This is a genomic window from Corallococcus sp. AB030, from assembly GCF_003668965.1.
Lineage (GTDB): Bacteria > Myxococcota > Myxococcia > Myxococcales > Myxococcaceae > Corallococcus > Corallococcus exiguus.
On sequence record NZ_RAWQ01000001.1, the window covers coordinates 18469 to 36879 of the forward strand.

The 18411-nt window shown below is 69.1% G+C and carries 15 protein-coding genes, 1 tRNA gene and 2 pseudogenes; 9 read left to right on the forward strand and 9 right to left on the reverse strand.

Annotation, left to right across the window (positions count from 1 at the left end; translation table 11 throughout):
- Positions 1 to 5: 5 nt before the first annotated feature.
- The 4 genes from D7Y15_RS00090 to D7Y15_RS00105 are packed head-to-tail and all read right to left on the reverse strand — an operon-like array spanning position 6 to position 7553.
- The gene (locus D7Y15_RS00090) at positions 6 to 1499 is read right to left on the reverse strand and encodes a TolC family protein (RefSeq protein ID WP_121751311.1); all 1494 of its coding nucleotides are present in this window, start codon (positions 1497 to 1499) and stop codon (positions 6 to 8) included.
- Positions 1496 to 3607, reverse strand: coding sequence for an ABC transporter ATP-binding protein (locus D7Y15_RS00095; RefSeq protein WP_121751312.1), 2112 nt, complete (start codon positions 3605 to 3607; stop codon positions 1496 to 1498). The genes D7Y15_RS00090 and D7Y15_RS00095 overlap by 4 nt, the downstream gene beginning before the upstream one ends.
- Positions 3604 to 6333 (reverse strand): ATP-binding cassette domain-containing protein, encoded by a 2730-nt coding sequence (locus D7Y15_RS00100; RefSeq protein ID WP_121751313.1) that lies wholly within the window; start codon positions 6331 to 6333, stop codon positions 3604 to 3606. The genes D7Y15_RS00095 and D7Y15_RS00100 overlap by 4 nt, the downstream gene beginning before the upstream one ends.
- A 2-nt stretch (positions 6334 to 6335) precedes the next feature.
- On the reverse strand, positions 6336 to 7553 hold the full coding sequence (locus tag D7Y15_RS00105) for an HlyD family secretion protein (RefSeq protein WP_121751314.1): 1218 nt from the start codon (positions 7551 to 7553) through the stop codon (positions 6336 to 6338).
- 547 nt (positions 7554 to 8100) lie between these two features.
- Between D7Y15_RS00105 and D7Y15_RS46335 the strand changes: the two genes are divergently transcribed.
- Positions 8101 to 8226 (forward strand): hypothetical protein, encoded by a 126-nt coding sequence (locus D7Y15_RS46335; protein WP_255424681.1) that lies wholly within the window; start codon positions 8101 to 8103, stop codon positions 8224 to 8226.
- 171 nt (positions 8227 to 8397) lie between these two features.
- Here D7Y15_RS46335 and D7Y15_RS00110 read toward each other — a convergent pair whose 3' ends face one another.
- From D7Y15_RS00110 to D7Y15_RS46695, 4 genes and pseudogenes are all read right to left on the reverse strand, one after another.
- Complete coding sequence (locus D7Y15_RS00110) at positions 8398 to 8715, reverse strand: hypothetical protein (protein WP_121751315.1); 318 nt, start codon at positions 8713 to 8715, stop codon at positions 8398 to 8400.
- Between the two features lie 319 nt (positions 8716 to 9034).
- The gene (locus tag D7Y15_RS46490; RefSeq protein WP_283244536.1) at positions 9035 to 9424 is read right to left on the reverse strand and encodes a hypothetical protein; all 390 of its coding nucleotides are present in this window, start codon (positions 9422 to 9424) and stop codon (positions 9035 to 9037) included.
- A gap of 18 nt (positions 9425 to 9442) precedes the next feature.
- Positions 9443 to 9697: pseudogene (locus D7Y15_RS46690) on the reverse strand (multicopper oxidase domain-containing protein); the annotation flags it as partial.
- Positions 9634 to 10092, reverse strand: a pseudogene (locus D7Y15_RS46695) (copper oxidase); the annotation flags it as partial. The pseudogenes D7Y15_RS46695 and D7Y15_RS46690, both read right to left, overlap by 64 nt.
- Positions 10093 to 10293: 201 nt before the next feature.
- On the opposite strand from D7Y15_RS46695, the gene D7Y15_RS44010 reads away from it, so the two are divergent.
- Complete coding sequence (locus D7Y15_RS44010; RefSeq protein ID WP_147452220.1) at positions 10294 to 10674, forward strand: hypothetical protein; 381 nt, start codon at positions 10294 to 10296, stop codon at positions 10672 to 10674.
- Here D7Y15_RS44010 and D7Y15_RS00125 read toward each other — a convergent pair.
- Complete coding sequence (locus D7Y15_RS00125) at positions 10671 to 11285, reverse strand: hypothetical protein (RefSeq protein ID WP_120580030.1); 615 nt, start codon at positions 11283 to 11285, stop codon at positions 10671 to 10673. The genes D7Y15_RS44010 and D7Y15_RS00125 overlap by 4 nt on opposite strands.
- A gap of 169 nt (positions 11286 to 11454) precedes the next feature.
- On the opposite strand from D7Y15_RS00125, the gene D7Y15_RS00130 reads away from it, so the two are divergent.
- The 7 genes from D7Y15_RS00130 (at position 11455) to ogt (ending at position 18395) form a co-directional block, all read left to right on the forward strand.
- Positions 11455 to 12927, forward strand: a complete 1473-nt coding sequence (locus D7Y15_RS00130) for a hypothetical protein (RefSeq protein ID WP_147452221.1) — start codon at positions 11455 to 11457, stop codon at positions 12925 to 12927.
- A 30-nt stretch (positions 12928 to 12957) separates the two neighbouring features.
- On the forward strand, positions 12958 to 13080 hold the full coding sequence (locus tag D7Y15_RS46340) for a hypothetical protein (protein ID WP_255424682.1): 123 nt from the start codon (positions 12958 to 12960) through the stop codon (positions 13078 to 13080).
- Positions 13081 to 13229: 149 nt separating this feature from the next.
- Positions 13230 to 13303: transfer RNA gene (locus tag D7Y15_RS00135), tRNA-Ile, on the forward strand.
- Between the two features lie 161 nt (positions 13304 to 13464).
- Positions 13465 to 15840 carry a hypothetical protein gene (locus tag D7Y15_RS00140; protein ID WP_120576968.1) on the forward strand — a complete coding sequence of 792 codons (2376 nt, stop codon included), beginning with the start codon at positions 13465 to 13467 and terminating at the stop codon, positions 15838 to 15840.
- The gene (locus D7Y15_RS00145) at positions 15837 to 16232 is read left to right on the forward strand and encodes a YHYH domain-containing protein (RefSeq protein WP_120576967.1); all 396 of its coding nucleotides are present in this window, start codon (positions 15837 to 15839) and stop codon (positions 16230 to 16232) included. Before D7Y15_RS00140 ends, D7Y15_RS00145 begins: the two co-directional genes overlap by 4 nt.
- Before the next feature lie 89 nt (positions 16233 to 16321).
- Positions 16322 to 17881, forward strand: coding sequence for an AlkA N-terminal domain-containing protein (locus D7Y15_RS00150; protein WP_120576966.1), 1560 nt, complete (start codon positions 16322 to 16324; stop codon positions 17879 to 17881).
- Complete coding sequence (gene ogt, locus D7Y15_RS00155) at positions 17874 to 18395, forward strand: methylated-DNA--[protein]-cysteine S-methyltransferase (RefSeq protein WP_199745861.1); 522 nt, start codon at positions 17874 to 17876, stop codon at positions 18393 to 18395. Before D7Y15_RS00150 ends, ogt begins: the two co-directional genes overlap by 8 nt.
- Positions 18396 to 18411: the final 16 nt, after the last annotated feature.

An 18411-nucleotide genomic window follows, 5' to 3' on the forward strand; every position in this document is an offset into this window, starting at 1 on the left:
GCTTCTCACTCCCGCTCCAGTGTGACGTCGCGCGACCAGGTGCCGCCGAGCGAGCGATAGACCTCGACGCGATGGTTGAGCAGCAGCCGTTGCGCTTGCAGACTTGCGCGCTCGAGCCCGACCAGATTCGTCAGGGCGGCGAGCACCGTCAGATAGTCCGATTGCCCCTGCTCGAAGATCCGCCTCGCCTCGTCCAGGAGTTGCCGCCCGAGCTGGACCTGCGCACGCAGGCTGCGCAGGCTCGTCGCCTCGTTCTCCTCCTGGACCACGGCATCCTGCACCCGTCCGATCGCGGTGTGCAGCGCGAGCTGGTATTGGACATGGCGACGCTGGAGCTGGATCGGCAGTCGCAAGTACTCGGTGACTCGCCTTCCATCGAACAGGGCCCAGGTCAGGCCCACCCCGACGACGGACTCGCCCAGGACCGGCTCCGAGAGGCCGTACTTCGAAGCGCCCACGTTGCCCACCAGTTGGATCGTCGGAAGCCAGCTCGCCAGGTTCGCGTTGATGCGGTGCTCGACCTCGGCGACGCGCAGCTCCGCGAGCCGCATCTCGGGCGTGTTCGCGTTCAGGTCGCCCGGCGTTCCGAGTTTCGGAGGGGGCGGGAGATCGGGAAGCTGTCGATCGAGTGGAATGACGTCGTCGGCGGGGCTGGGTACCCGGCCCAGCAGCGCCTTCAGCTCCGAATTCAAGAGCGCGTTCCGGGTGGCGATCAGCGGCACCTGCGATTCGAGGTTCAACAGCAGCTGCTCCTGCTGCAGCACCACGAGCCGGGGCGTGAGGTGCTGCTCGAACCGCGCTCGAATCAGCTGGAGCAGCTCCTTGTTGTAGTCGATCTGCCGCAGCGTGAGGTCCCGGAGCGCGCGGGCCTCGAGGATGTCGAACCAGATCTGGGTGATCCGCACCGCGAGGTCCTGGACGCGGCCCTCGGTGAGCTGCCGCTGCTGCTCGGCGAAGTTCAATCCCGCGCGCCGCTGCGCATCGAGGGCTCCAAACAGGTCGACCTGGTAGGCCACGCCGACACCGACGGTGGCGACGCTGTACTCGGTCCGGGTTGGCGGCGCGGGCGGAACGTTGGCGACGACATGACTCAGCCCCGCCGGGTTCAGGATGCCGACCTGGAGCGGGTACCACCAACCTTGCGGCACGGCGGGGTCGAGCTGGTTCTCGTAGATCAGCTCCCGCGCGTCGCGCAGGGCCAGGTTGTCGCCGAAGCACTCCTGGATGGCCGTGTCGAGAGCCGGATCGGCGAACGCCGTCCACCAGACTGCGTCCTGGGTGACGGGCTCGGCTGGTTGCGCGGGCACGCCGTCCTCCGACGGCCGAGGGCTTGGAACCCCGCCCTCGGGTGCGCTGGACGGTTGGGGCGGCTCGGTGCGCAGATCGACGGCGGTCGAGTAGCTGCTCGGCGCCAGAGGCGGTTCGACGACGACGGGACGGATCAGCTCGCAACCGGAGCAGAGCGTCGCGAGGAGGGCGAGCGTGAATCGAAGTCTCATGGGTGGCTGACGACCACGAGGGCTTTCGCGTGGTTGAGGACGCAGCGCTGCGCGACCCGCATGGTCTCGGGATCGAGGGAGGCGAAGCTCTCATCGAGGATGACCAGCTCGACCCCCTGCAGCAGCGTGCGCGCGATGTAGAGCCGGCTCTTCTCGCCGTGCGAGAGTTGCCAGCCGGTCTCGCCGATCATCTCCTCGAGGCCGGCGGGCATCTTGGCGATCAGCTCGTCCAGCCCGAGCTCCTTGCACAGCGCGGCGGCCTTGGTCCGCAGCTCGGGCGAGGTCGGCCACTCGCGCCCGAGCAGGAGATTGTACGCGAAGCTGCCGGACAGGACGTGGTTCTCGTGGAACTGCGGCGCGGCGGTGATGCGCTTGCGCCAGCCCGAGGAGCCGAACGTCGCGCGGTCCAACGCGTGCAGCAGCATCACACCGCCCTGCGGCGTCCTCAGGCCCGTCAACAGCGACACCAGCGTCGACTTGCCACCGCCCGAGGGGCCCTCCAGCAGGATGCGGTCGCCCTGCGCGATCTGGAACGAGCAGTTCTCGAGCACCGGCCGGGTGCGCGCGTCGTGCCGGAAGGTCACGCCCCGTGCCTCGATGAGGGTTCCGCCGGCGGCGTCGGTGGGCTTGCCTCCCTCCATTTCGAGAGGGACTTTCGATTCGAGCTCGGGGCGGCCCACCGCGAGCAACAAGTCGCGGATCTGCTCGAACGACACCGCCGCCTGGGAGACCTGCTGGAAGTAGACGGCGACCTCGTCGAAGGCTCGCAGCGCGAGCAAGATGCCGCCCACGGACACCGCCAGCGCGCTGGGATTGGCCGTACCGCTGCTGAACGCCGGCAGCAAGGTCAGCAGGGCGAGCACCAACCAGCCGTCGCGCAGGAGCGCGGTCAGCTGCATGGTCCGGCGATCCATGACCTTCGAGATCTCGGAGTAGGAGCTCAAGCGGACGTCTTCGCCATCATGCCAGCGCTCGAGTGGAAGCTGCGCCAGCCGCGTTCGATGGCCGAGCATGCGCTCGAGCAGGTCGTGGGTGATCTCGACGCGCGCGCTCGACCACGCCCGCTGGACGCCGTAGTGGCGGCGCGCGAGGACGAACGCGACCACGACCCACAGGACGAGCACCATCGCCTGGGGCCACCCTCCCGCCCCGAGCACGAGGATGACGCCCGCCAGGATCAAGTCGACGAGCGACAACACCGCGAGCAGGGCGCCGCCGACCGCGAGCTGCTCGACGACCTCGGCCTCGGCGACGCGGCCGAAATGGCGGCCGATGCCGTCGAGCCGCACCTCGTCGGGGGTCAGCTTGAGGGTTCCCGCGAGGAGCTGCTGCTTCAGCAGCGTTCCGAGCCGGATCGAGAACACGCCCTGCCACCACACCTCGAGCATGCGCAGCGGAATCGCGCACGCGATCACGGCGATCCACCCCAGGAACCAGCCGGTCTCGAGGTGGGCCTGGAGCGCGGCGCGACCGAGCAACCAGAACGAGCCAGCCAGCACCAGCGAGAGGAGCGTGTGGCTCACGAGGATGCCGGCGGCGAGCGACGGGATGTCGCCGAGCAGCGTCCGCCGGCTCGCGGTGCGCCTGGGGCGCATGATCCAGCCGGTGCGCAGCTGCGCCTGGCCGAGCCGCTGCAGCAGCATCTTTGAGCGGGCGTGCTCGCGCGCACGGGGCGACATCTCCACGCCGCCGAGCAGCTGGTCCACCTCGGCGACGGTGGCTTCCTGCTCTTCGCGCAGGAGCGCGAGCGCGCTCTTCGTCTGGACCGAAACCGCCGTGGCGTCGCGCGCGAGCAGGCGCAGCTTCCCGCGCCGCGTCCCCAGCAGCACCAGATAGGACGGGACGCCGTCTCGCCGGACCTGGAGGATGCAGGGCGCGGCGCGTTCGAGGACGTCGGGCAGCTCGTGGTAGAGCGGCGTAATCGGCTCGAGCTCCACGCCGAGTCGATCTCCGAGCGCGAACATCCAGACCCGGCTCGGCTCGACGGCCGCCGTGGGCGGAGCGATCTCGCCCGCGGCCCTGCCATAGCCTTGCCTCTGCGCCAGCTGCTCCAGCGCGTCGGGCAGTCGCTCGACCGGCCACAACAGGTCGGAGTGCGAGCGCGTCATCCCGCCAGCTCCAACTTGCCTGCGACGGGCTCCGCGACCGGCGTCTCCACCGGCTTCGGCGCCGGCCTCTCCACCAGCTGGCCGCCCGAAAGCCACCAATGGCGCCAGCTCCCACCGCCCCAGAGCAGCGTGCGATTCTCCTGGTCGGCGCGAAGGAGCACTGCGTACCGCGACTCTTTGTTCGCGAGCAGCTCCTTCGGCGGCCCGTTCTCGAGGATCCGACCGTTCTCGATCACGAGCACGCGATCGAACTCCTGGGTGTGCTCGACATCGTGGGTGACACAGAGGAGCGTGATGTCCGCCCAGAGCCGCCGGGACTCGGCGAGGAGCCGCGCGCGCCGGTCGCGATCGAGACCGCGAAAGGGCTCGTCGAGGATGGCCAGGCGCACGCCGGAGCGAAGCATCGCGCGCGCCAGGCGCACGCGCTGCCCCTGGCCGCCCGAGACCAGCCCTCCGCCTTCGCCCAACGACGTCTGCAGCCCGTCTGGAAGCGCCTCGAGGATGTCGAGCATCTCGGCGCCCTTGAGCGCCCCCGACAGTGACCAGCCGTGCGCGCCGTCGTTGCCATACCGGAGGTTGTCGATGAGGCTCTGGTTCCAGAGACTGATCGCCGGATCCACCCAGGCCGTGGTGCGCCGCAGCCGCTCGACAGCGGCCTGATCGAGCACCTGCCCGTCGACCTTGATCTCGCCGCGCGCCGGCCGGAGCCAGCCGAGCAAGAGGCCGACCAGCGTCGACTTGCCTGCTCCGGAGACACCGACCACGGCCACGTGCTCGCCGGGGGCGATGTTCAAGGAAACCTTGTCGAGGATGGTGTGACCGCCGCCTTTCACGCGGACCTTCTCCATCACGATCGAAACGCCGATCGCGGCGTCCGCGGGCGCGACAGGCTCCTGCACCGGCGCCTCGGGCCGGGCCGGCGGATCCTTGATGTCGCCGATGACGTCGAGGAGCCGGCGAACCCGGTTCATCGCATTCGGGAACGCGCGGCTCAGCATCATCAGCCGCTGGCCGAGGATGGGGAACCGCAGCGCCCAATAGACGACCAACAACACCAGCGAAGCCCGATCGGTGCCCTCGAGGTACGAATAGACGAGCAGCATGACGAGGCCGTAGCTCCCCAGCATCAGCCCGCCTTCGAACCCGACCGACAGCGTCTGGAGCCAATAGCGCGCCTTGGTCCAGCTGACGAGCAAGGTCTCCTGCGCGCGGCGCAGCGACCGCTCGGCGCCGTGGATCCGGATCGGCGTGAGCCCGACGAGCGCGTTCAGGGTGAATCCGCTGAGCGCGCCTGAGTGCATCTGCACGCGCAGGTCGGGCTCGAAGAGCAGCTTCTGCGCGACCAGGGGCACGAGCAGCGTGACCGCCGCGAGCGCGAGCACGATGTGCCATGCGTGCGGTGCGGCCCAGATGAGCGCGGCAGTGATGCTCGCGACTTCGAGCGACAGGACCAGGGCCTGCGAGAGCAGGAGCGGCAGCGACCGCATCGCCTGGATGTTGTGCGTGCGAGACGCCATGTCGGAGGCGAGCCGGCTCTGGAAATAGCGGTCCTCCATCTCGGGGAGCTTCTCGAAATACGCCTTCCGCAGCCGAACCTCGAGCCGGCGGCCGATGCCGAGCAATCCCAATGAAATGGGGATTTGGATGAGCATGAAGCAGAGCGCGACGCCCGCGAGAACGGCCATGCCCGTCGCACGCTGCGCGAACGTGCCGAGGTCGCGCCCCAGGTCGAGCACGCCACGGAGCATCAGCGCTTGCAGGATCCGCCCGAAGGTGGCGAACACCAGTCCCACCGCAATCAGGCCCGGAACGACCCACGAATCTTCGCCTCGCAGGCGGAGCAGCGTTCGCGCCGGGCTCACCTGCCTGGCGACGAGTTCCGTCGCCAGGTCGCTCGCGAGCACGGCTCTCGGCGCGTCTTCGCCCGCGCTCGAAGCCTCGCGCCAACCGCGAACCCGCATCAGCACCGCGCCGGCCATCGACAGCTCGCCCTCCACCTCGGGGTTGGGGCGAACGGACCAATAGGCAGCGGGAATGGGCACTTCGCCGGAATCGTCCTTCGCCATCATGGATTGCAGCAGACCCGCCGCCGTCCGGCCTCGCCGGACGGCGCCCGCGCGGATCATCGCTTCGGACGCCCGGCACGCGGCGTCGAGCCTGGCGATCGACAGATGCCCGGGGTCCTCGAGTGCCCGGGCAACCAGCGCCCGCGCCTCGGTCTCACCCAGCTCCAGCAGGCGGCGCTCGAACGTCGCGACCGCCTCCTCGGACCCAGCCCATTCGCGCCAGCCGGTCGCCGGGACGGACGTGGTGTGCTGGTACAGGTGGCTCAGCAGCGTCGAAATCCGGGTCCAGTGACGGCCCGCCGCCGGGTCCATGACCTGGATGAACGGGCCGACGCGATTCCACAGCACCACGAAGTGCGGCCGTCCTCCCGCGCTGAGTGTGACGATGATGGCGGGAAGCGCCTTGGCTTCGGGGACCACCACGTGATCGAGCGGAAGCATCACCTGCTCGGAGTCGAGCCCGAGCTGGTTCGCGACTTCATCCAAGGTGACGATCGAGGTGCCATCGACGTCCGTCTGACACACTTCGCGAAGGACGCGATAGTTGAGCTCGGCGCCCATCCCCGCGAACAGGCTCTTGAGTGAAGCGGGGCCGCAATCCGTCGCCGAGATCTGGATCACCTCGGGAATGATCGAGCGCCGGCGCCTGGGAGGAGTCATGGTCAGCGGGCCTCGGCTTCGGGCCGAAACACGGCCGTGGGCCCTTCTTCAGGCTGCGGATTCCATTCGCCGACCGCCCGCATCAGCAGCGCGACAGGCGACGCCCGCGCGACCTCGACCTCCACCACCAGGGTCATGCCGTGGCGCAGCTGGATGCGCGGATCGTCCGGCGGTGCGAACTTGAGCTCGACGCGCACCGTACCGGGGATGGCCTCGGGCGTGGCGGTCTGGCCGGGCTCGGTCCCGACGGCCGTCACCCTGGCGGGGACCGTCCCGTAGATGGTCATCGGGTAGCCGTCGAGCTTGAGGCGCGCCGTTTGACCGGGCTGGATCAATCCGACGACCTCCTTCGGGAAACGGGCGCGCACCCGCACCTCGGCATCGCTCGCGACGATGGTGCCGACCCGCTGCCCGTCGGCGATGAACGCTCCCGCGCCGAGCTCCGCCACGTCGACCAGGTGGCCCGTGGCCGGCGCCCGATACAGCTTCCGCTCGATCTGGTACTCAAGGCGGTCGATGGTGCCCTGGAGGTCCCGGATCCGCCCCTCGGCGCCCAGCTCCTCGCGCTCGAGCGCCAGCAGCTGCGCGGCGAGGGCTTGACGGCGCACGTTCTGCTCGTGCCGCAGTCGGGTGAGCGCCAGGCCCTGCGCCGTCTGCGCGAAGCGGAGCGCGTCGACATCGGTCGTGCGCTCGAGCTTCTCCATCTCCGAGACCGAGCCCGTCGGGCTCTTGAGGGCCAGCTGCTCGCGTTCCACCGCGAGCCGGTGCCTGGGCGCGAGCTCCTGCTCCCTCCCCAGCGCCTCCTTGACCGCGACCTCGTCCACCCGTGCCGTCAAAGCCGCCTCTTCGCGCTTGTTGGTGATCTGCTGGCGGATGATGGCGAGCTCCTTCTCGGTCGCGGAGAGCGTCGCCTTACTCCGCTCGAGTTCGAGGCGCTCGACCCGTGCGTCGAACTCGATGAGAAGGTCGCCTTCCTTGACCTCCTGGTCGAGTTTGAGCAGCGAGAGCACGACCCTGCCCGCGCTGGGCGGCTCGATGCGATGGACGGCGTTGTGTGGCTCGATCCGGGCCTGTGAGCTGGCCTTGACGAGCGGGACCTTGGCGAACAGCGACCAGGCGATGAGCCCGCCAGCGCACAACACCATCAGAGCGACGAACACGAGGCGCGTGTCCGACTCGTAGTTCAGGGAACGAAGGGTCCGCTCGAAGGGATATGCCATGGTCCGCGAACCAAAGTCGCCTTAATGGTCGCGCCGTGTCAACACCTCGGCCCCTGCTTTGTGATTCACGCCCCCATTGGATGAATACAGGCGCCACGATGCGACGCGGGACTTCGTCCGCATCGCCGCAATGCGTTGCACATTAATCCTTGGTTCGATTTGACATCCAGCTTTGAGTACACGTAGCGTTCAATTCGAAAGGAGGCACGACATGAAGATCAAGATCCACGTTCGCGGCGGCCCGAAGGCGCGTTAGTAGTGATGCGTTTTGACGCCAGCTGTCGAGGCTGGTCGTTCCTCGTTTCCGATTATCAGAGGGGGGTTGATGGGGATTTTCCATCAGCCCCTCTTCTCATTTCTGGCAACGTCTTGATTTGGGCCGTACCTCAACCCCAACCTTGCAAGTCGGGCAGGTTCGCTCGCCATTTGTCCCTGCTCCGCCGTGTGCCGCGCAAGAATTGATGAGCGAATCGGCCTGCTTGGAATGACTTAGCACCCTCCTCCGACCTGCTGAGTCAGCCACCCTCGGCTGGTCATCACGGTTTCAATGTTTCAATGGCAACAGCTCGCCTCCATCCAGGGGCTGCACGTCACCTTCACCGACGCCAACAAGGACGGCCTCGCCGACGCGCTGCACTACAGCCCAGGCAGCGGCTGTGACGGGCCGGGGTAATGGATCGCAGTCGGGTCACCCACGCTGTTCGTAGCGGAGTCGGCCAAGCGGATCGCGACGGGGTCGGCCAAGCGGATCGCAGTCCGGAGCCGTTGGGGCAGCGGTCCGTTCACCCTGGAGACGGTTGGAAGAAACGCGGCCAGTAGGAGGGCTGAGCGCCTACCCGGCCAGTCATCCCGTGCATCCTCGTGCGTCCACGAGCACCGCCACCGCGTGGAAGGCCGCGGTGCTTGTCTCCGGCGACACTCGCGTCGGCCGACCGCGTCGCACCGGCCCGCCCCGACGCCCCCACCTGGACAACGGCCACGAGGACAGCTCCAGCTCTCGCGCTGCGTCCTCTTGCGTCCCACCCTCCGTCTGCCGCGCTCTCCAGTACGCCACCACCCGCGCGCGGAAGTCCTCGTCGAATCTCCACCGTGTCCCACGGCTTCGCTGCCCCTCCACCTCCTGCTTCAGCTTCGCTGCCAGCTCCTTCAACTCCATGTCCACGCGCTCCTCCTGCTTCGATTCGAGCGCTCACCTCCGCACGTCATCTGTCTGCCGTCACGACGGAGGCCGGCGAGGAGTTACCATCTTCCAGTGCATCGAGAAGCGTGAGGAGATGGGTGCGCGGGCCGGGCTGTCCAAAGCCTGCAACGCGGCGCATGAGCGGTACGAAGCGCAGGCTGGCAAGGAGGGGGCCGGGGAGACCGAGCACCAGGAGCACTCCCTGCAGAGGGAATAGTCGACCTCTCCGCAAGCGGGCGGATGGGACCGGCGGGGATCATCCTCGAAGTACCGCTACAGCGATCCTTGAGCGGCTGAACAGTCAAGCCGGTGAGCCGGGCTCCACCGGTGCCGGGGCATCCACGTCGATGCCGTCCCGGCGCAGCGACTCCGCGCCTGCCGCCTCGGCCAGCGTGCCTGGCGGGTTGTCATACCAACCCGGGTCCTTGTAGCCGTCCAGTCGCGCACGGACCTTGAGCACGGTGAACATGCCGCCCATGGTGATGAAGTCGTGCTTGCCCTGGCGCCCCACCATGGGGATGGAATTGGGCGGGACAGGCATCCCCATCTCGCCCATCCCCGCCATGCCCGTCTGGCCCATCGTCATGTAGCCGGGCAGCAGCGCGCGCACCTTCGCGTCCAGCCCACCCGGTTTCACGCCAATCATGTTGGGGAAGGCATGGCCCATCTGGTTCATCAGGTGGTGCGTCATATGGCAATGCAGGGCCCAGTCGCCAGGCGCGTCCGCCACGAACTCGATGGCGCGTGCGCTGCCCACGGGGACGAGCACCGTCGTCTCCGGCTGCCGCGCGGACTCTGGAACAGGCCCGCCGTCCGTCTCGGTGATGCGGAAGTGATAGCCATGCTGCCGTGCCAGTGCACGGTGGTGGGCGTGGGCAGCCGGTTGGTGACGTAGATGCGCACCCGGTCCCCCTCTACCGCCTCGATGGTGGGCCCATGGACCCGGCCGTTGTAACCCCAGCAGAAGGCCTTCAGCCCGGGCGCGAACTCATGCTCCACCTCCTCGGCCACCAGGTGGAAGACCTTCACGCCGTCCACCACCTTCCACGGCAGCTTGGAGCCATTGGGCACCACCACGGGCTGGTAGTCCCGGCCGGGCATCCCGGGGCGCGGCCCGCGAGTCCCCTGGGCTTCCGGCCGGGCGCGAGCCTCGGAGCCGCTCAGCAGCATCGCGCCACCCGTGAGGGTAGCGCCCGCTGTCGCCAGCATGCTTCGCCGGGTCAGGGTTCCCATTCCTCCCGCCTCAGGAAGGCTTCCAGGGGGTGCCCTGCGCTCCGAGGTTCCGGGGACGTCCTCCTCGCGAACCGGAGCGTGCGCGGACTCAGTCGTTCGGGTGCTCATGGGGGACCTCGTGGCCATGCTGTGATGGCAGCCAGGAAGAGGACCCGTGTCGATGTCCCGCGGTCCATGAGGTTCACCACCTCACGGCCCCGAGGAATGATGCCGCCTCACGCGGCGAGCCACCGCCTCCCCCCACGTCCCACTCTGGCCTGGCCAGGCCGGCCTCCAGCTCCGGCAGCAGCTTTTCCTTGGGGAAGTTCGAGCCTGGGAGGAACTGCCATGAGGAAGCTTGGATACGGTCTGCTCATCACCACGGGACTGCTCTTTGGACCGCTCGCCGGAGCCCAAGGCACTGGGCAGGCACCCAACCCGGAGCGACAGACGAACGCGCCCGCGCAGCAGCAATCTGGCTGTCCCTGCGGAATGATGGGCGGCGGGATGATGGGCCATGGCATGGGCGGAGCGGGAATGCACTGCCCCATGCACGGAATGGCGGACGTGAAGGTGGAGCAGACGCGGACCGGGGCCCTTCTGCGGCTCACCGCGAAGAACCCCGGCCAGGTCGAGGAGGTCCAGCGCATGGCGGAAGGGATGCAGCGCTGCATGAGCGGAAGCGGCACCCCACCGCAGGGGCACCCGTCCCCGTCAGAGTCCCGTTAAAGGGAGAACCTCACGCCCACCCGTTCATGCAGCAGATGAACGCTCGTGCCGAGCACCCGCACGTAGGTATAGGCAGCGGCCACATTGAGCGAGAACCATCGGTTGGGGTGCCACTCCACCCCGGCCCAGACCTCCGGGAAAGCGCCCAGGCGCGACTCGAAGTTGGGATCCGACTCCCCGTCATCGTCATCGAAGTCGAGGTCGAGCGATTGCACGGTGGTGACGAGAGGGAGCCCCAGAAACTCCCTGCCCGCTCCCGCGGCTCCGAGCTTCAGCCCGGCACCGAGGTACGGAACCCATCGCTGGTCCGCATCGCCGCGCCAGCGGTAGAGCAGCCCCGGGGTGACGCCCAGCTCGGAGAAGGTGGAATCCCCGGAGCCGCCGACCCCCACCTCCAGCGGCAGGCGGAACGCCCACCGGGAACCGAGATCCACCTGGAACGCGGCCTGGAGGCTGACGCCTACCGCGACCCGGCCGCCCGAGAACGCCTGAACGGGCCCCAGTGAGAGGGGCTCCAGGTTGACTCCCGCACCGAAATAGCCTGAGCGCGGCACGTCACCCGCGGGCGCGGTCGATGCGAGGACGACGACAAGAAGAGGTACGAGCGTCACTTCATCTCCAGAGGGTCAGAAAGAAGTCTCGGGCCAGCCGAGGGGGGACGGAGCCACCACCCCGACTCTACCGGGTCACCGCGTCAACCGTTGCATTCTGCTCTCACGGAAGGGACTCGCGGGCAGTGACCCGTCAGGGGGACAGGGAGTAGATCCAGGCGCTGTCCAGATGAGATTCTATTTCCGTTGCGCCTCGCTGTTCGTGATGGGACTGGCCCTGTGTGAGTTCGGCTGCGCGGTCTGCCCCCTGGGGGTGGCCCCCTCCCCGCGGAATCCGATCGCGGGGGCTTCGAGCATCATGCGCTGGAGCAAGCCCCAGCGGCTCTCCGCCGGGCCGTCGCTTTCGTGGGAGCACACGCGCGTGGCGGCGGGCCCCTCCGGGAGCGCCTTCGCCGTCTTCGCGCATGGCACGACCCAGAACGCGCCCCACGACTACACGGCGATCTACGCCAGCCGTTATGACGCCACGTCCGACACATGGACGCCCGAGCAGCCGCTCCAATCCCAACCCGGCAACCTTCTGCGGAGCAGTCTGGCCGCGGATGAGCAGGGAAATGCGCTCGCTGTCTGGCTTCAGCAGACCCCGGCTGGCAACACCTTCTTCGCAAGCCACTTTTCGGCGGCGACAGGCCAATGGAGCCTCGCGCTACAGCTCACGTTCCCCGTTGACGACACACCCACCATGCGCCTGGCCATGTCTCCCACGGGCGATGCAGTCTTCGTCTGGACAACCCTCTGCAAAACGCTGTGCAAGCCCGCCGAGCACCGGGTGATGGCCATGCGCTATGGGGTGGCCAGCAACCGGTGGGTCCAGCCGCCGGTGCCCCTCAATTCGGCGCGTGACACCCCGTCTCTCTGGCCCGCCGCCGCCCTCGACGCGAACGCTAACGCGCTCGTGCAGTGGCAGCAGGCGGACACCCGCGGGACCCAGGCCATTCATGGCAGCACGTACAACGCCGACACGTTCCAGTGGTGTGGCGATGCCATCCTGAGCCGAACGAACTACGGCGCGGCCACGACGCCCGCCATCGCCATGGACGCGGCGGGCAACGCGCTCGCCGCCTGGCCACAGCACTTCTCGACGCTGAGCGGCGAACTGATGCAGGGAATCGACGCACGCCGCTACGACCGCAAGAGCAACGCATGGCAGCCCGCCGAGCGCATCGATTCGCACATCTCCGACTACGGAGGCATGTTCAACCCGTCCATCGTCGTCGCGACGAACACGGGCGACGCACTGGCCGGCTGGCTGTACATCCCCCACCCTCCGCCCCTCACCGGGGCCGCCGAGGGGCGCGTGTACATCGCGGCGAACGAGGCCTGGGACATCCGTCCGCGCTTCGACCGCAGCGTCGACCCGAACAACCCTCGGCTCGGAGGCACCGTGCCTGGCGGATATCCAGTGCTCGCCTCCGACCCGGCCGGTGACCAGGTCGCTCTCTGGGCACAGTCCGACCACACAGCCTGGGCGAGCTACCAATATGCCCCTGGCAACTTCCGCCCCCCGGAACCCCTGCGGTCCGCGCCGGGAGCTGTCGTGGGCGCCATCACGGGGGCCATGGAGCTGAATGGACATGCAACGGCGGTGTGGATTGAGACCGCCGCGGATGGCGACAACCTCTGGGTCGCGCGCTACCAGTAGCGGTGACTCGTTCGAGGGGCCTCAGATGGCATGGTGACCATCAACGGTGGCGACAACGCATTCGCCACCAAGTTCGAGGAGCGCTTCCCCACCGAGCAGGTCTGGCAGAACGAGTACGACGCCTCTATGGCCCTGCGCGACGACGACATTTGAGCCGCCGGGCCAGGGCCTGCCGCCCCTCGGCCGGGCAGGCGCCGGCGCCAGGGCTGGGAGGGAGACCTCGTGCTGTCAGGACGTCCCTCCTCCCCCGTCCGAAGTTCTTGCGGTCACGGCCCTGGCCCGGTATACGGGCGGGGCTTCACGGCCAGGTAGCTCACCTGGTTAGAGCGGCGGTCTCATAATCCGCAGGTAGTCAGTTCAAGTCTGACCCTGGCCATCAAGCAGCCCCGGAGTCACTTTCCCAAGTGATTTCGGGGCTTTTTTCATGCCCCGTCCCCGCCCGTCCCCCTTCCGGGGGATTGCCAGGGCCCCTCCCGGCACGGTCCGATTCCCCCTGTCCCGACGCGCAGCACCCACGCTCCGGGGGGAGTCCGCACGATGCTGGACGAGGAAATCCACTCGAAGGCCCGGGCCGCGGCCGTCCGCTGGGCGCGCTGGCGGCTGGGCCCCCTTGGTTTCGCGGACCTCATCACCCGGGTTGACGCGTCCGTGCTCCGCTACGGGCGGCTCGTCACCCGGTATGCCGTCCGCACCGGCACCTGGGCAGAAGAGGCCTATGCGGGCGGCACGAACACGGCCCGGAGCTCCCGCTCCACGCCCCCAGTCTCACTCGACACACTGGACCTGTGGAGCGCGTCTCCGGAGGCATTGGCCGAAAAGTCATCCCACCTTGCCGTGTGCGGGGACTGCCACGGCGCCGGAGCGGTGACGTGCCCCACGTGCAGTGGCTCCCTTCGCGCGAGCTGCTCCGGCTGCGGCGGATCCGGCCGGCGGATGAGCCGGGCGCGCAAGAGCTACCGGATGGTGAACTGCACGGAGTGCCGGGGAAAGGGCACGAAGAAGTGCGTCCGCTGCACGAAGGGCATGGTGGGCTGCCACACCTGCCGGGGCTCGGGGACGCTCCGCCGGTGGCTGAAGGTCTCGACCGTCGAACGGACCCAGGTGCGTGCGTGGCCGGATGCGAAGGCCGTCTCCGCGCACAAGGGCCTGTTGGAGGATACGCAGCGGGCACTCCAATGGCCGGGAGCGCGTGCCCTGTCTTCCGTGGAGCACGCAGGTCCCCTGCCCGACTCCGCGCTGGGAGATGAGGCCCGGTCCGCGGGCTTCATCGCCGCGCGTTCCTCGCTGGAGCCTGAGTTCGAACCACTGCGCGGGAGAATCCTTTCCCAGTCATTGGATGTCTTTGAAGCCCCGTCCGCGACCGTCTGTTTCGAATTCGCGGGCAGGCCGGGTTTCATCCACCTGCTGGGACGCGACCTCCAACCCACCAAGGCCCGCGACACCTCCGCCTTCCACCGGCGCGTCGGGGCCCTGATGGGCGTGGCCATGGCGGGCTTCTTCGGCATGCCCTTCCTGGTCTCCGCCTTCATCGGACGGCACGCGTTCTACGCAGAGCCGGATCAGAGCGCGCTCGCCATGTTGGCGATCTTCGGACTCTGGCCCGGGACCTGGTGGTGGGCCGCGACCGCGCTGCGCCGTCGACGCGCCAGTGGCGCGAAGTCCCCCGCGCGGTGGCACGACCGGATTGGCATCGGGCTGACAGGACTCTGCGCGCTCGTCCTCGCCGGATGCTTCCTCTTCATCCGTCCTTCGGTCCCGGAGCTGGTCCGCCTGACGGCCACAGGCCAGCTCCGTCAAGCCGAGCTGCATGCCGACCTGCTGGAGGCCCGCGGTGAATCCAGCCCCGAGTACATCGAGGCACGGAACGCGTTCGTGCTCGCGCGGCTCCAGGGCATGGACAATCGCGACGCCCTGAAGCTCATCCGCCACTACGTGGGCTCCGGTCAAGGCACAGGGCCGCTGGAGGCCGAACGCGTGAAGCTGCGCGAGGCCTGGGCGCGCTCCGCGCTGGAACGTGGCGAGGAGGCACCGGTGGAGGCGGAGCTGACGGCCCTGTCCTCCGAGCGTGCTCCGGCCTCCGTCATGGACGGACTTCGCGCGAAGCTGGAGGACTTCCGCATCGCGAAGGGCAAGGCCGCGCTGGAGAAGGGAGACCTGGCCGAGGCCATCCAGGTCCTGTCTCGCATCCAGGCCCGAACGCTCGTCTCCGAACGTCCCGAGCCGCTGATCACCCAGGCTCACCTGCGGCAGGAACACGCATGCCCTGCCCGCGATGTTCGCTGCCGCGCCACGGCCCTCCACGCCGCGGTGGCGGTCGACACGGGTGAAACGGCGCGGACGGCCCTTGCCTCCTTCCGAGGCGCGGAGCTCACCCGGATGGCAGCGGCTACGGCCCACTCAGGAGGGCTCGGCGCTTCGCTGCGCGAGCTGCGAACCGCGGACGAGGATGTAGGCGCACTGCTCTCGGTGCTCGGAAGCGACGCTGAAATGACCGCCGCGAGGGCCGCGCTCCTCGGCCGCAGGGAGGCGTTGCTGCGCAATCGCTTTCCCCTCGGGGAACCCGTGGAGGTCGCCCAGGCACAGCTCGGTCCCTCCGGACTGGAGATGCAGCGCTCGGACGTGTTCCGCGTGGTGGACGCGCCTCCGGGAACGCTCACGTACCTGTTCGTCGGTCAGGGCATGACCCGTGGCCTCTATGTCACCGCGCCTGACCATGGTCAGGCGGGGCTGTCGCCCGCGGCGCTCCAGATTGCCGCGAAGCGATTCACGGGCCAGGAGTTCGCCGCGAAGGACCTCGTGCATGCGGGCAAGGGCGTGGTCCATGTCACGGTGCGCCTGGGCCGGCACACGGCCCTGCTGGGATGGCACGACGACACGCTGGTCGAAGCACAGATGGGACGGGTGGAGCCATGAGACTCGGCAGGAAGGTGGCGCTGGGCCTGGGTGTCGTCGCGGGGTTGGTGTGTTCACACCTCGCGTGGGCCCATCCGGGGCGGACCAACAGCTCCGGCTGTCACAACGTACGGGCCACGGGGGGCTATCACTGCCACGGTGGTGGAGGAGGAGGAGGCGGCGGCGGTGGATGGCGGGAGCTCGAGAAGGCCCCCACGCGCGTGAAGGTCATCGCCATTCCGCGCGCCCGCGTGTGGATCAACGGCGCATTCGTAGGCATGTCCCCGACACCGGCGGTCCGCATCGACGGAACGAAGGTCCAGGTCCTGCTGGAGCACGCCGCGCTGGGCCGCCACGAGACGACCGCGACCATCGACTCAGGGGGGACGACCGCGCTGACGGTGAGGTGGTAGGCGGGCCGCCGGCAGGCCTGTCCCAGGGGCGAAACGTCCACGTCCGAAAACGGCCAGACATCCAGGGCCCGCCGTGGGACGTTCCCCTCATGGACGGCCTGGACCCCACCGCCTGCTACCGCGCGCTGACGACGCGGGACTCCCGCTTCGACGGGCGGTTCTTCACCGCCGTGAAGACGACGCGCATCTACTGCCGCCCCATCTGCCCGGCCCGCGCGCCCCGCTTCGAGAACTGCACCTTCTACCCCACCGCCGCCGCGGCCCAGGAAGCGGGCTTCCGGCCGTGCCTCCGCTGCCGGCCCGAGACCTCGCCCTCACTGGCTCCCTGGCGGGGCACTTCCGTCACCGTCTCGCGTGCACTGGCGCTCATCGCGGACGGCCTGCTGGATGCCGACGAGGCCAGCGTCGAGGTGCTGGCGGACCGGCTCGGCGTCGGGGACCGGCAGCTGCGACGGCTGTTCCACCAACACCTGGGTGCCTCACCAGTTGCCGTGGCCCAGACGCGCCGCGTGCTCTTCGCCCGTCAGCTCATCCACGAGACCGCCCTGCCCATGGCGGAGGTCGCCCTCGCGTCCGGATTCGGCAGCGTCCGGCGCTTCAACGCCGTCTTCCAGTCGCTCTACGGCCGGCCTCCGGGCGCCCTCCGCCGTTCCCGGGCCGCTCCAGTGACATCCGCCGGCCCCGAGGTGACGCTCCTCATCCCCTACCGGCCGCCCTACGACTGGGACGCCATGGTGGCCTGGCTGACGGCCCGCGCCTTCACTGGCATGGAGCACGTCGAGCCCGGCCGCTATCTGCGGACGTTCACGAACGCCTGGGGCCAGGGAGCCGTGGAGGTGTCGCCCGCACCGGGGCTCGACGCCCTGCGCGCCACCCTGCGTGTCAGCGACGTGCGGATGCTGCCCTCCGTCGTCGCCCAGGTCCGGCGCGTCTTCGACGTGGGCGCGGACGTGGAGGCCATCCGCGCGCACCTGTCGACGGATGCCCTGCTCGCACCGCTCCTCGCCGCGCGTCCCGGCCTTCGCGCCCCGGGCGGCTGGGACGGCTTCGAGCTGGCGGTCCGCGCCATCCTGGGTCAGCAGGTGACAACCACCGCCGCGCGGCAGCTGGGCCAGCGGCTCATGGCCGCGCATGGCGAAAGCCTGGACCCGGCACTCACCGGCGATGCCCGCCTCCAGCGCGCCTTCCCCCGTCCCGAAGTCCTCGCCGCGGCGGACCTCACCGGCATGGGCATGCCGGCCGCGCGAGCCCGGGCGATCTCCCAGTTCGCCGCGGCGGTCGCGGCGGATCCGACGTTGTTCCAGCCCGGCCCGTCGCTCGCGGACACCGTCGCCCGCTTCACGCGCCTGCCCGGCATTGGCGAGTGGACCGCCCAGTACATCGCGCTCCGTGCCGTCCGGGAGACGGATGCCTTTCCCGCCTCCGACGTCGCCCTGCTTCGCGCCGCGACGGAAGCAGGGGGCCCACGCCCCACGCCCGAAGCGCTCCTCCAACGCGCCGAAGCCTGGAGCCCCTGGCGCGCATACGCGGCCCAGCATCTCTGGACCTCGGTGGCCCTCCAGGCCCGTGAGCCCAAGCCGGATTCTCGAACCAACACCCGAGCGCGGCGCCTTCCCACCGCTCCTCCCCGCCGGAAAGCCCATGCCTGACCGTCCGCGCTTCTTCATCGATTCCTCGCCCACTCCCGCCGGCGTGGCGCTCCTCGTCTGTGATGAGGAAGGCCGCCTGCGCGCGCTGGACTGGGAGGGCTACGAGGCCCGTATGCACCGGCTCCTGCGCCTGCACTACGGCGAGAACGGCTGCGTCCTCGAACCCGCGCGCGACCCTTCCGGCCGCACCTCCGCGCTCCAGGCGTACCTGCGCGGAGACCTGAGCGCCATCGCGACCCTCCCCGTGGAGACCGGCGGCACGCCCTTCCAGCGCGAGGTCTGGCGCGCCCTCCGGGAGATTCCCGCGGGAACGACGACCACCTACGGCCGGCTCGCCGAACGCATCGGACGCCCCAAGGCCATCCGCGCCGTGGGCCTGGCCAATGGCGCCAATCCCATCAGCATCGTCGTCCCGTGCCATCGCGTTGTCGGTGCCAATTCCTCGCTCACTGGTTATGCAGGAGGCCTGGAACGCAAACGCTGGCTGCTCGACCATGAGCAGACCCACGCCTGAATCCCTCTCACCCCGT

What these genes read in the sequence shown, in the direction of transcription:
- D7Y15_RS00090 (WP_121751311.1), bottom strand. Translation starts at nt 1,499, where the DNA reads ATGAGACTTCGATTCACGCTCGCCCTCCTCGCGACGCTCTGCTCCGGT.
- D7Y15_RS00095 (WP_121751312.1), bottom strand. Translation starts at nt 3,607, where the DNA reads ATGACGCGCTCGCACTCCGACCTGTTGTGGCCGGTCGAGCGACTGCCC.
- D7Y15_RS00100 (WP_121751313.1), bottom strand. Translation starts at nt 6,333, where the DNA reads ATGACTCCTCCCAGGCGCCGGCGCTCGATCATTCCCGAGGTGATCCAG.
- D7Y15_RS00105 (WP_121751314.1), bottom strand. Translation starts at nt 7,553, where the DNA reads ATGGCATATCCCTTCGAGCGGACCCTTCGTTCCCTGAACTACGAGTCG.
- D7Y15_RS46335 (WP_255424681.1), top strand. Translation starts at nt 8,101, where the DNA reads ATGTTTCAATGGCAACAGCTCGCCTCCATCCAGGGGCTGCACGTCACC.
- D7Y15_RS46490 (WP_283244536.1), bottom strand. Translation starts at nt 9,424, where the DNA reads ATGACGCACCACCTGATGAACCAGATGGGCCATGCCTTCCCCAACATG.
- D7Y15_RS44010 (WP_147452220.1), top strand. Translation starts at nt 10,294, where the DNA reads ATGAGGAAGCTTGGATACGGTCTGCTCATCACCACGGGACTGCTCTTT.
- D7Y15_RS00130 (WP_147452221.1), top strand. Translation starts at nt 11,455, where the DNA reads ATGAGATTCTATTTCCGTTGCGCCTCGCTGTTCGTGATGGGACTGGCC.
- D7Y15_RS46340 (WP_255424682.1), top strand. Translation starts at nt 12,958, where the DNA reads ATGGTGACCATCAACGGTGGCGACAACGCATTCGCCACCAAGTTCGAG.
- D7Y15_RS00140 (WP_120576968.1), top strand. Translation starts at nt 13,465, where the DNA reads ATGCTGGACGAGGAAATCCACTCGAAGGCCCGGGCCGCGGCCGTCCGC.
- D7Y15_RS00145 (WP_120576967.1), top strand. Translation starts at nt 15,837, where the DNA reads ATGAGACTCGGCAGGAAGGTGGCGCTGGGCCTGGGTGTCGTCGCGGGG.
- D7Y15_RS00150 (WP_120576966.1), top strand. Translation starts at nt 16,322, where the DNA reads ATGGACGGCCTGGACCCCACCGCCTGCTACCGCGCGCTGACGACGCGG.
- ogt (WP_199745861.1), top strand. Translation starts at nt 17,874, where the DNA reads ATGCCTGACCGTCCGCGCTTCTTCATCGATTCCTCGCCCACTCCCGCC.